The 12,441-nt window shown below is 51.3% G+C and carries 10 protein-coding genes and 1 pseudogene; 9 read left to right on the forward strand and 2 right to left on the reverse strand.

The features are described from left to right. A pseudogene (locus tag WEB64_RS15020) lies at window positions 1-240 on the forward strand (hypothetical protein); the annotation flags it as partial. Between the two features lie 144 nt (window positions 241-384). Further along, window positions 385-1,242: a CYTH domain-containing protein gene (locus tag WEB64_RS15025; protein WP_368065664.1), complete on the forward strand. Its 858-nt coding sequence runs from the start codon at window positions 385-387 to the stop codon at window positions 1,240-1,242. A gap of 4 nt (window positions 1,243-1,246) precedes the next feature. On the opposite strand, the gene WEB64_RS15030 is transcribed toward WEB64_RS15025, so the two are convergent. Continuing rightward, window positions 1,247-2,410, reverse strand: a complete 1,164-nt coding sequence (locus WEB64_RS15030; RefSeq protein WP_368065665.1) for an ion channel — start codon at window positions 2,408-2,410, stop codon at window positions 1,247-1,249. A gap of 304 nt (window positions 2,411-2,714) precedes the next feature. Here WEB64_RS15030 and glnE point away from each other — a divergent pair, with 304 nt between their 5' ends. The 3 genes from glnE to WEB64_RS15045 all read left to right on the forward strand — a co-directional run bounded on the left by glnE (window position 2,715) and on the right by WEB64_RS15045 (window position 7,014). Beyond that, window positions 2,715-5,537 (forward strand): bifunctional [glutamate--ammonia ligase]-adenylyl-L-tyrosine phosphorylase/[glutamate--ammonia-ligase] adenylyltransferase, encoded by a 2,823-nt coding sequence (gene glnE / locus WEB64_RS15035; protein WP_368065671.1) that lies wholly within the window; start codon window positions 2,715-2,717, stop codon window positions 5,535-5,537. A 58-nt stretch (window positions 5,538-5,595) separates the two neighbouring features. Beyond that, the gene (locus WEB64_RS15040; protein ID WP_368065666.1) at window positions 5,596-6,522 is read left to right on the forward strand and encodes a branched-chain amino acid transaminase; all 927 of its coding nucleotides are present in this window, start codon (window positions 5,596-5,598) and stop codon (window positions 6,520-6,522) included. Between the two features lie 84 nt (window positions 6,523-6,606). Continuing rightward, the gene (locus WEB64_RS15045; RefSeq protein WP_368065667.1) at window positions 6,607-7,014 is read left to right on the forward strand and encodes a DUF6165 family protein; all 408 of its coding nucleotides are present in this window, start codon (window positions 6,607-6,609) and stop codon (window positions 7,012-7,014) included. 122 nt (window positions 7,015-7,136) lie between these two features. Here the strand turns inward: WEB64_RS15045 and WEB64_RS15050 are convergent, their stop codons facing one another. Further along, window positions 7,137-8,186, reverse strand: coding sequence for a glycosyltransferase family 9 protein (locus WEB64_RS15050; RefSeq protein WP_368065672.1), 1,050 nt, complete (start codon window positions 8,184-8,186; stop codon window positions 7,137-7,139). Window positions 8,187-8,315: 129 nt separating this feature from the next. Between WEB64_RS15050 and WEB64_RS15055 the strand changes: the two genes are divergently transcribed. The 4 genes from WEB64_RS15055 (at window position 8,316) to WEB64_RS15070 (ending at window position 12,231) form a co-directional block, all read left to right on the forward strand. After that, window positions 8,316-9,050: a 3-deoxy-D-manno-octulosonic acid kinase gene (locus tag WEB64_RS15055; protein ID WP_368065673.1), complete on the forward strand. Its 735-nt coding sequence runs from the start codon at window positions 8,316-8,318 to the stop codon at window positions 9,048-9,050. A gap of 88 nt (window positions 9,051-9,138) precedes the next feature. After that, window positions 9,139-10,134: a stealth family protein gene (locus WEB64_RS15060; protein ID WP_368065668.1), complete on the forward strand. Its 996-nt coding sequence runs from the start codon at window positions 9,139-9,141 to the stop codon at window positions 10,132-10,134. Between the two features lies 1 nt (window position 10,135). Beyond that, the gene (locus tag WEB64_RS15065) at window positions 10,136-11,392 is read left to right on the forward strand and encodes an O-antigen ligase family protein (RefSeq protein WP_368065669.1); all 1,257 of its coding nucleotides are present in this window, start codon (window positions 10,136-10,138) and stop codon (window positions 11,390-11,392) included. A 101-nt stretch (window positions 11,393-11,493) separates the two neighbouring features. Continuing rightward, window positions 11,494-12,231 carry a lipopolysaccharide core heptose(II) kinase RfaY gene (locus WEB64_RS15070; protein WP_368065670.1) on the forward strand — a complete coding sequence of 246 codons (738 nt, stop codon included), beginning with the start codon at window positions 11,494-11,496 and terminating at the stop codon, window positions 12,229-12,231. Window positions 12,232-12,441 lie beyond the last annotated feature (210 nt).

Raw genomic sequence — 12,441 nt, forward strand, 5'->3', positions numbered from 1 at the left:
TTCATGGCTCCATTCTCTCAGATGCTGGAGCCTCCTCAAAACTCGGGGCGGTTCACCAAGACTGACACCATCACATTCCAGGCTCTGCACAACTTGTCTGACCACATGTACGTCTACTTCGAAGGCTACCTGGGTGGAGGGGATGAAGTCTACGGTTACGACGTCGATGGTGATGGTATCAATGACGCTACCTCCGACGAGCGCTCCATCGCTTCTGTTGGTGCTGTTTACTACTTCTGATCTGCTAATAAGCTAATCAGGCTGTAGATCATGAAAACCGGCGGCCTTCGGGCCGCCGGTTTTTTGTGGTGTAAGAGAAAGAAGTTGCTCGCCACCAGTAGACGTTTTACGGTGAGTTGGATAAGCACAGAAAGGGGATCAATCATGGCTGAAGAGTTGGAAGTCAAACTGACACTACCGTCTGAGAGTATGGATCAGGCATTTGAATGGCTCTCCGGCCAGCCGGAAGCGTCCCCCGGCAGCACCAGCCAGTTAATCAACCACTACTACGACACCCCAACAGCGGACTTGAATCGTCAACGCATAGCATTGCGTGTCAGGCAGTCGGGCGATCATTACATTCAAACCCTGAAAACCCAGGGTGACTTTGTTGACGGGGCGCATCGACGCCAGGAGTGGGAGTGGCCTTTACTCGGCACGCAACTGAATATTGGTCTGGTCGCAGATACCCCGGTGGGGCAGGATATTAATCTGGCCAAGCTGGAACCGGTTTTCGAGACCAATTTCGAACGCCGTGTTCTAATGTTGGATGATGGCCGCGCGGTCATCGAATGTGCGTTCGACCGAGGCTCCATTATTGCGGGGGACCGTAAGCAACCGCTGAATGAGGTGGAGTTTGAACTCAAGTCGGGTGACGCTGACCGACTGACAGTCTGGGCAGCAGGCCTTGCTCAGCACATAAGTGTGTTTTTCAATCTGGTGAGTAAAGCCGAGCAGGGTTACTACCTGGCGGGCATCCACGAACCCTCGAAGCTGAAGGGAGAGGCGGACGCCACCACGAAGTTATTCCATAGTCTCAGTATTGCGTGGCTTACGGAGGCGAATCCGAAACAGCTGCTGGATAAACTTCAGAATGTCAAATCCAGGGCGGGGAGCCGGGGCGCGTCGAAGGCGTGGAACTGGCTCAATGACGCACTCGTTTCAGGAGATTCAGTCAGGTCTCTTGTTGGCGATCCATTGCTGGGGCAGTTGCAGGCAGCACTACTTAAAGCCGAGTTGTAAACATCTATGTGAAGCTATCTTCCGGCTTATCTTCGGAGTTTTTCTGCATGGCATGCCACTTGGCCATAAAGGCGCGGTAGCCGTCCAGAGCTTCTTCCAAAACCTCCACTTCCGGAGTCTCGGAGGATTTCACCAAAACAATAAGCCCTTTCCCCTCCACCTCTTTCGTGGGCTCCGGGTGGCAAATCACTTCGTCGTTATGGTCAATATAGGCCAGCGCAGTACCGATACTGTGCCTTATGAGAGCACTAACGATGTCGGCCCAGGTTAGATCATCCAGCTCAATCTCATACCGATGAGGATGGTCCTGCTGATAATTGAACAGGTCTTCAAGTACTTTTTCAGAGCCTGGTGATACCACTGCCCGTACTATGATTTCAGGATAGGTCCGCACTGGCCGGATAATGGTCGAAACCCCGAGCGCCTTGAAACGGGGTCGGTTTTCATCGCTGACCACCTCAACCGTTACACGGCTCGCAAGTTTGGATTCAGAGAGCCGGTGGGCGATATCAAAGGACAGGCTGTCGGAGGCGGGGTCGGTTTCATCGGCTGCGAGTAACAGGATATGTCTGGCATCGCCAGCATGCACCGCCTTCAGGGCGGCGGGGTCGCTGCCGGAGCCATGGTAATGGGTGAGCCCTACATCCCTGAGCTCCGGAGGCAGCCCGTTCGGAAACTGTTGAGTCAGAATCTGTATGGGTATTGTCTCGTAGTTCGGAACGGCGCGAATCTGGGAGGCAATTCTGGAGAAGTACTGCTCGCCCCCCTGGCGAGGCGTATTAATGATTATGATGTGGTCTTTCATGTCATATACCCAGCGCCCGGTCAGTATTCGTTCCCGCTTGTAGAAGCGGTACTCTATAAAATCACTCACGATCAACGTTAGCAGCGTGATACCAAAGCCGTACATCACCACAATTGTGCTAACTCTGCCAACCACCGTTTGAGGTGAAAGATCGCCATAGCCAACGGTGGCGAGAGTGGTGGAAGTCAGATAAAAAGCTTCGAATATGGTGAGATCTTCAACCGCAAACAGAAACAATGTCTGGAATACAACCAGCAACGCCAGCAGGGTAAACAGCCATTTTAACCGGTGTCGGATGATACCGGACATTGGCAGATGAGCGAGCTGATGCTCGGGGTTCAGCGGACGTCGGTTCGGTAGCATTGTGGGGTGCAATAGCCCTGAATCGGTAGTGGAGCGCGCAGTCACTTACGTTTACAGTATCGGAAGTTCATACAGCGTAAAGGTTGGCGCGGCCTGGTGTCCCGTCTGGCTAATTCGCAGTAGGTCAACGAATTAGCCAGACGGGACACCACTAGCGTTACAAGTTAGTTGAAAGTTCAGGAAATTAACAGGGGTTTGCATGAAGGAGACGCAGATGGGTGAACTTCCGGAAAAGTTGCAGTCGAAAGCTGCCGAGGCCCTGGCATCGCTGAAGGTGGACGGGGGCCTGAGTTGGTTAAAAGCGATGCCGGACATAACCGAGGCTGAGGTTCTCCAGGGCATCGCTCGAAGTGAGTTCATAAAACACAGTCTGCAGCGCCATCATGAAGCCATGGCGCGGCTCGCTTCGTCGCGCTCACTGCGAGACCCCGTGACCCCCGAATATCTGACAACACGCTGGCAGGAGTATCTCGACGAAATAAACGATGAGCCACAACTTCAAAGAGGGCTACGTCAGTTCCGCATGGAAACCCAGTTCCGCATTATCTGGCGTGACCTCTTGGGTTGGTCTGACCTTGCCGAAACCATGGTGGCGACCAGTGAGTTGGCGGAGATCTGCATCGAAGGTGCGCTTGATTGGCTTTATGCCGAAGCGTGCGAGCAGTCAGGCACGCCCTGGGGGACCAACCCGCTGACCGGGGAAGAGTCAGCTCAACCGATGATCGTGCTGGGTATGGGCAAACTGGGTGGACGTGAGCTCAACGTGTCGTCGGACATTGACCTGATCTTCGCTTACCCGAGCAAGGGTGAAACCCGGGGTGGGCGCCGCGCGCTCGACAACGAGCAGTTTTTTGTGCGCCTCGGCCAACGGTTGATTCAGGCACTGGACCAGATTACCGGGGACGGTTTCGTATTCCGGGTGGATATGCGGCTCCGCCCCTACGGCCAGAGCGGCGCGCTGGCGATGAGTTTTTCAGCATTGGAAACCTATTATCAGGATCAGGGCCGGGATTGGGAGCGTTACGCGATGGTCAAGGCTCGCGTTGTCGCCGGAGACCGGGCGCTGGGGCAGGTTCTGATGGACAGCCTGAGACCGTTCGTTTACCGGAAGTATATTGATTTCAGCGCTTTTGAGTCCCTGCGAAACATGAAGTCGATGATCAGTCGGGAGGTCCGGCGGAAGGGGCTGGAGAACAACATAAAGCTTGGCAGTGGTGGGATCCGGGAAATCGAGTTTGTGGTGCAGGCCTTCCAATTGATTCGGGGTGGCCGTGACAGGGAATTGCAGCAGCGGGAGTTGCTGGTCATTCTATCGGAATTGGAAAGGCTTGAGCTTTTACCGTCACAAGTAGTAGCTGAACTCCGAGAGGCGTATGTTTTTCTGCGGAATCTGGAACATGTGCTGCAGGGGATTGATGACCAGCAGACTCAGCTGTTACCCGAGGACTCCTATACTCGTGCTCGGGTAGCGCTGGCCATGGGCTGCGACGATTGGTCCGAGTGTGTTGTCGCCATGGAAAAGCACCGTGACCGGGTAGCCCAGCACTTTTCCGATATCATCGCCACGGACGAGGAAGATGAGGAAATTGCCGCACTGGACGACGGCTGGAAAGAGCTATGGCTGGGCGAGATGGATGACGAAGCCGCCACGGCCTGGCTATCCGGGCAGGGCTTCGAGCAAGCGGCGAACAGCCTAAAAGCACTGGCAGACCTGCGAACGGGCAGGCCGGTACAGACCATGCAGACTCAGGGGCGCCGCCGGCTGAATGAGATAATGCCGGTTTTGCTCGAAGCCCTGACCCATGTTGAAAAATCCTCGGAAACTTTGGGCCGAGTTCTGCAATTGGTGGAAGCGGTTATAAGGCGTACGGCTTATCTGGTGTTGTTGCTTGAAAACCCCGGTGCGCGCACTCAGTTGGTGCGTCTATGTAGTGAGAGCCCCTGGATTGCCCGGCAGTTAGCGGAAACTCCCTTGCTGCTCGATGAATTGCTCAATGCGGAAAGTCTTTATCATCCACCGACCAAGAGTGAATTACAGGACGATTTACGCCAACAGATGTTACGGATTCCCTACGAGGATCTGGAAGAGCAAATGGAGTCCCTAAGGCATTTCAAGAAGGCCCATATTTTGCGGGTGGCGGCCTCTGAGCTACGGGGCACATTGCCTCTGATGAAAGTGAGTGATTACCTGACATGGATTGCCGAAGTGATTCTGGACCATGTCGTAGAGGTTGCATTCTCAAATCTGGTCAGCCGACACGGCCATCCTCGGCGTTCAGACGGGACCGTGTGCGATACCGATTTTGCTATCATTGGCTATGGCAAACTCGGAGGTATTGAGCTTGGCTATACCTCGGATCTTGATCTGGTGTTTGTACACGCCGCTGACACCCAGCAATCCACCGATGGTGAAAAGTCCATCGACAATGCGGTCTTTTATACCCGGCTCGGGCAACGGATTGTTCATATTCTCAACACCCAGACACCGGCTGGTCAACTGTATGAAGTCGATATGCGGCTACGCCCGTCCGGTAACTCGGGTTTGCCGGTCAGTACCTTGACCGCCTTTGAAAAGTACCAGCGTAATGATGCCTGGACCTGGGAGCAGCAGGCCCTGGCTCGCGCCCGTGGAGTGGCGGGTTGCCTTGAGACACTTGAGGCTTTCGAGGCGCTAAGGCACGATATTCTATGTGAGGAGCGGGACCTTGGTAAATTGCGGACTGAGGTCGTGGAGATGCGCGAGAAGATGCGTACCTCTCTGGGCACACCGCAGGTGGCAAGCAAATCGCCGGAAGTGTTTCATGTCAAGCATGACCATGGCGGCATTATTGATATCGAATTTATGGTGCAGTTTTTGATGCTTGCTCACGCCTCCAGCCATCCCGCTTTAACGCAATGGTCCGATAACATTCGGCAACTGGAAGAGTTGGGACGAGTCGGTGTGCTACCCGTTGAAGATACCGAAAAGTTGCGGGATGCCTATATAACGTTACGCTCAACGATTCACCGAAGGGCGCTTCAGAACCTGAACAGCCAGGTGGAGCCCGATGCGTTTCCGTCAGAGCGTGAGTACATACAATCCATGTGGCAGCATGTTATGCAGGCACCGTCAGGCGCTTCGTCCTGATGATTTTTCCTGCTAGAATGCTGCCTTTCCGGAATTTGCCTGCTTAGGAGCAAGAACAATGTCAATGGCGGATCGCGATGGCCTGATCTGGCTGGATGGTGAGATGATTCCCTGGCGCGATGCCAAGGTTCATGTATTAACTCACACACTGCATTACGGCATGGGCTGTTTTGAAGGTGTGCGAGCCTACAATACCGATAAGGGCCCGGCGATCTTTCGGCTGAAAGAACACACCGACCGCTTGTTCCGCTCGGCCCATATTCTCAATATGAAAATGCCGTTCAACAAAGATCAGGTGAATGACGCCCAACTGAGAGCCGTGCGTGAGAATAATCTAGACGAGGCCTATTTGCGCCCGATGGCGTTTCTGGGCTCAGAAGGTATGGGGCTGCGTGCTGACAATCTCAAGGTGCATCTGATGGTTGCTGCCTGGAGCTGGCCGTCGTACATGTCACCGGAAGCAAAAGAGCTGGGAATCAAGGTTCGTACGTCCTCCTATACCCGGCATCACGTCAACATTACGATGTGCAAGGCCAAGGCGAACGGCAACTACATTAACTCCATGCTGGCGCTGAATGAAGCCATTGCGTCCGGGTGCGAAGAAGCATTGCTGCTGGATAACGAAGGCTATGTCTCGGAAGGTTCCGGAGAGAATATTTTCATCTATCGTGACGGCGTGTTGCATACTCCGGAGCTGACCTCCTGCCTCGAAGGCATTACCCGTCAGACCATTCTTGAGTTCTGCAAAGAGCTTGATATTCCGGTTCGCGAACGCCGCATTACTCGCGACGAAGTATATATCGCTGACGAAGCGTTCTTCACCGGCACGGCGGCAGAAGTGCTGCCAATTCGTGAGCTGGATGGCCGTGTGATTGGCGCAGGCAAACGCGGCCCGCTGACTGAGAAGCTGCAAGCTTTGTACTTCGAGGCGGTGAAAGGCAAATCAGCCGGGCACAGTGCCTGGCTCAGTCACGTTAACGGCTGACATCAGAGCGTTCGCAAGCCGCCGTGGACTGTTACAGCCCGGCGGCTTTGTTATTTTCATAGCTATTTTTTGCAGGACGAGCAAATGGCAGACGTCATCAAAGTACCGGTATCGTTTGGCGAAGTACTGGACAAGATCACCATTCTGGAAATTAAATCCGATCGCATCAAAGACGAAGTCAAAGTCAAAAATGTGCGCCTGGAACTGGATGAGTTAAGTGTCACCTGGGACGATGCAGTAAAAGACCAGGCCGCTGAAATCGCCGATCTGCGCAAGCAGCTGAAAGCCGTCAACGAAGAGTTGTGGGTGATCGAAGACGATATTCGTGACCAGGAAGCTGCTCAGGACTTTGGTCCGAAGTTCATCGAACTGGCCCGTGCGGTCTATGTCACCAACGACAAGCGCGCCGCGATCAAAAAAGAAGTCAACCTAGCCCTGGGTTCCCGCTTTGTGGAAGAAAAGTCCTACCAGGATTACACCGCCAGAAAGTGACCCACCTCTTCGAAAGAAATTCGTTTGCCACGGAAAACACGGAAAAAAGCTTTAAATATTTAAAATTATTCTTGTCTCATTCCGTGTCATTCCGTGTTTTCCGTGGCTAAAAACGTCTTTAATCAGCCCTTGCTGAAATCCCGGGAATGCTCAGCAACCCACCGATCCAGCATCGCGGTTGCGTCTTCCACTCTTACCAATTCCATCGCACCCTCGAATTCTGCTTTTGCGCCCCATCGGGCCTGGGAAACCGTTTTTCCCGTGAACTTTTGTAAGGCGTCCGGGTAGCGGTTGACGCACCATGAAAGAGAATTATAGGGGCCGGAGCGATTCGGATTGCTGGCTGCATAAAGCCCGAGCACATCTGTCCCCATCGCATTGGCAATATGGGCTGGCCCTGTGTCCGGGGAAACCAGCAAATCCGCCCCTGCGAGCAGTGCCGTCAATTGTTTGAGCGTGTCCCGGCCACAGATGTTCACAACGGTTTCACTCATCCGGCTTTCGATCTCTCTGCACACCACTTTTTCAGCCTCGGCCGGACTGCCCACTAGTAATACCTGGGCGTTATGCCGGGCTGCGGCGTGATCTGCCAATGCGGCATACCTTTCTGGCGACCAGTTACGCAGGGGGTGACTCGCACAAGGGCTGATCACCAGATTTAGCCTGTTGTCAGCCAGATGCTGACGAGCGAATGTGAAATCTGCCTCAGTGAGGGGGATATGCCATCTGGGTGGGGCTGACGCCAAACCAAGTGGCTCGAGAAAGCTGGCCAGGCAGTCCCGCACATGCTGCTCCGGTTGCGTCGGAATGCGGTGATTGATGAACAGGCTGTGGAGGTCTTTGCTCCGAGCCTTGTCATAGCCGACTTTAACAGCAGCAGGGATCAAGGCCGCGACGAGGTTTGCACGAAACGCCACTTGCATATGAAGCAGGGCATCAAAGTGCCGGCCTTTCATGGCACGGTGCAACTCAGCATAGCCTCTACGGCCCGCTTTTTTATCGAAAACGATGAACTCGACACCAGGCAGATCACCAATCAGCTTGTACTCCAGTTTGCCGATAACCCAAGTTATCTTGAGACCCGGGACCTGCTCCTGCAGACTCAACACCACCGGTATAACATGGGTTACATCGCCAATGGCGGAGAGACGTAGGATGCAGATTGAGTTGATCACGTCAGGTTGTTTCGCTTTTCCGATTGAGGTTGGTGGAGCTTTGCCAGTGTTCGTTGATAAACTGCGCGGTATTGTAACGCACTCTCCCTGGAGCGTCTTGAGGGCAAGGCGCGCAAAGTGACAAGAGTGGATGATCACCTATTGAAGACAAGAGCACATAATCTGACCAGCATAAGCCACAATGCCGTACTCCTGGCTGATCCCGACTGTCCGGGCGTATCGGCGAACTGGTTTGAGCCGCATTACTGGAGGGGGAAAGCTACACCAGTGACGGCAGGGGGGAGAGGTGGAGCCTGGTTTATAACAACTGAAGCGAATGAGATGGTGCTCCGGCATTATCTTCGTGGCGGAATGATGGCCCGATTCTCCGAACGACGCTATGTGTTCACTGGCTTTCAGCGGGCCAGGTCGCTGGCGGAGTTCAAAATGCTGCAAACGCTTCGGGAAAAAGGCCTACCCGTCCCCAGGGCAATTGCTGCCTACGCGGTCAAGTGTCGTGGTCTGTGGTACGAAGCTGCCATCTTGGTGGAGAGAATATCGGCTGCTGAGCCTTTTCCAGAGTCTCCAAACCTTGATCAGGCGGCTCTTTGGCAGGAAATTGGTCGCATCATTCGTGGGTTTCACAACGAAGGTCTGGATCATGTGGATCTTAACTGTGACAACATCCTAGTTGCGCAAGATCAGGTTTATTTGATTGATTTCGATCGCTGCCGGTTCAGGATCGAAGGTTCGGTTGATGCCTCGTGGAAGCAATCGAATCTAGACAGGCTCCGCCGTTCCGTGGAAAAGCGATGTGTCTGTATTCCTGATAAACGCCGTGAGCAGTTATGGCAACATTTGTTACACGGATACTGCTTGTGAATATTACTTATCCGAGAACAAATGCGAGCGTTTTTACAATTGAACTCAACCGGATATAACATAATGACGGATGAGTTTTAGGGGGCGAATGTCCGAATTTACAGATGAAATAGACGTTGTGATCCCATGGGTCGATGGTAGTGATCCGAAACACGCAAACAAGTTGCAGGCCTATCTCGGGAAAGCGCACAAAAAGACACCTGAATCAGCCAAGGCGACTCGTTATGCAGACATGGGTGAGATTGAGTTTTGTGTAGCGTCGATTTTACGCTTCACTCCATGGGTACGGAAAATTTTCATAGTCACCGATAATCAACACCCTTGTTTTATGGAGGATAACCTCCCTCAGGCTATCAAGGATCGAATAGTACTGATTGATCATGTTGATATATTTGAGGGGTATGAGTATTTATTACCGGTTTTTAATAGCTTAGCGATTGAATCGATGATCTGGCGTATTCCCGGATTAGCAGAAAAATTTATTTACATGAATGACGATTTGGCTTTTCTAAAACCAACTGAACCAGAAGTTTTCTTTAAAGAAGGTAAGGTTATTCTGAGAGGGTCATGGAATCCCCTCATAAAGTCGACAATCAGTAGACAGGTGAAGGAGCGCCTCGGCGTGGCTCGCGCCACCAATCGACGCGCACAGTCCAGAGGGGCTGAGTTAGTGGCTCCCAACGCCACAAAGTTTTTAATTGCAGGCCATGTCCCCCATCCAGTTCGCAAATCAACATTGGCGAACTTTTTTCTCCGTCGTCCCGAGTTGTTTGTTGGAAACGCAGCACATCCCTTGAGACACTACAGTCAATTCTGGCCTATCGCTGTTGCTAATCAACTCGAAATTGAGCAAGGCTCATTTGCCCTATCGGACAACCCAAAAGATCTTTATCTATCGCCCAATAAGCAAACGCCTGAGCAGATGATTAATGCGCTAAACGAACTATCCGACATTGAGGATTGTAATTTTTTATGTGTTCAAAGCCTCGATGAAGCGGGGGAGTCCTTCTATCAATGCTGGAGAAGTTGGATGAAAAATAATATTGGTAATATTCGTTCCAGTTTAGATTGGTATAGAGGTTAACGTGCGTATAGCGAGTGGAAGTTCTGCTTTATTTAATCGTAAAATTATTTACTGGTTAAGTGTAGCGCTTGTCGCGTTTATTGCCTTATCCTTTACGACTCCATGGAAAGCATTGCCCAGGTTATTTCTCCTTGTGGGAGTGACGTTGGCCTTATTGACGTTATTGTATAATAATTACAGGGATTTATTTAAAATTGATAATTTGGTTTTATCGGCGTGTTCAGTTGTTATTTATGTGGCTTTGTCAAACTTTTTTCATGTCATAGAGTTAAATGAAATAATGCAATCGTTGAGATGGTCAGCAACCACCGTTATGTTTATTGTTGCTGTTGCGTTGTCTTCATATTATTGGGCTACTCGGCCGCGTATATTTAGCCGTTTATTTATCTTGATTGTTCTGCTGGTTTCTATATTAACGATGGTTATACATTTTTCGCAAGGCCTTTATGTAACAAGAATTTCGGGGGTCGGGTTTATGGGACACCCCATCTTGGGTCCTGCAGCGCTTATGTGTTTGTGGGCCGCTGGATTGACACTGATGTGTAGAGTAAAGCCACTCACCAAGCTTGATTATATCCTGGTCTCATTATCCTTTTTAAGCTTATTTGCTATAACGTTCCTGTCTCAAAGCAGGGGGCCTCTAATTTCGCTTACCATATACATCATTATCATGCTATTTGTAATGGTTCTGCATCTTGACCTCCGAAAAAGGTCATTTGTCAAAGTGGTCGCTTCAATCGTTTTTTTTATTGTCGTCATATTTGGGACGCTATCGCCATTGGTTGACAATATGCTTGAGCGTGGAACTTCTTATCGATTGGATATATTCGAGGCGACAGTTGAGTATCCGCCGGATTCTATTTTATTTGGCACTGGTTCAGCCGCGCTCTTTGAGCAATCTCCTGCAGGCAAAGTTTTGAAGGAAAAAGCTGATGTAAGAATTGAACATCCCCATAATCTTTTTCTGAGCGTTTATTATTTTTCAGGAATTTTTTCATTATTTGCTTTCCTGTTAATTATCATGATCCTTATAGCCAGAATAATAAATAGTACCGAATCCAACGCCTTCATCTCGTCCGGTCTTGCATTGCTGTTTTTAGCTATAATGCTGAATACGACAGATGGTTCCCGAATAGTTGCGCCACCGTCAGCTGACTGGATGTTTTTTTGGTTTCCATTTGCATTTCTTTGTGGTGTCTTCTATTCCGGGCATGATGGTGGTGCTGCGCCTTCTCAGGATCAAGGCGCCAGCACTTGATGAGTTCACGCCTAATTCCAAAGAAGTGCCGTCGGGACTTTTGAGCGTGGGGCCTCCACCATTTCTTTAAAGGTTGTTCTCATATTTTCCAGAGGTTAGTGATGTTTTCTTTGTTTGATTATCGGCACTACCATGTGGTCTCCCATCTGGATGAAATGACAAGCCGGCAACTCCTGGATGCAGTACTGGATGATGGCATGGTTCCAGAAAAGGTGTTTCGTGATAACTGGCGAACCCTTAGCGCCAAGGTCCGCTTCCATAGCGAGGCGTTTTTACTGAAGGTACCCCGGGCGCGAAACGGTCGCCGATGGGAGCGTTTTCTCACTCGCTTCCGTGAGAGCGATGCACTCCGAACGTTCAGGCATCTTGAGCTGATGTCGTCCATGGGATTCGCGGCGCCAGAGCCTGTTCTAGCCTGCGAGTCTCGTCAGAGCGGGGTGGTAACGGATTCCTTTGTCTGTTATCGCTTTGTAGAAGGTCGAGCCGCTGGTCCGGAGGATGCACATAGAATACTGGCTTCGATGCAGGAGCTTCATCAGCGTGGTTATCTTCGTAGCGATGCCCAGATTGCTAACTTTCTGATGGCGGGGGAAACAGTCACTTTTATCGACTTTCGGCTAAAAAAACCATGGTTTTTGCCGAAACTGCAGAAAACCAGAGAACTGCATCGTTTTCTGAGAAGTTGCCCGGAAGCCAGACATCTTCTGTCAAGCCAGCAATCATCATCAGGTTGGTATCGCGCCGCTGCTTGTCTGGAAGATGCGAATTTCCGTTTTCGTGGTGTGAAAAACAGAATACGAGCGCGCCGCAAATCGATCCGTCAGACGAATCGCAAGTGACCGTCAGCCGTCCGGTGAAGGATCGGTTAGTCTGAATGACCCGGTGCTCACCTTTTATAACCAGGCGGGGCACTTGTCCAACTTAATGTGGGTTTCTCATGAAAAAAGCGGTGCTCTTTTGCCCTAGTCTTGTATGGGGCGGGATAGAGAAAAATGGTAAGCGGTCCACGAACTACACCGGAATGGTTTCGCCGTGATGCCAGGGTAATA

Source organism: Marinobacter sp., assembly GCF_040882185.1.
Lineage (GTDB): Bacteria > Pseudomonadota > Gammaproteobacteria > Pseudomonadales > Oleiphilaceae > Marinobacter.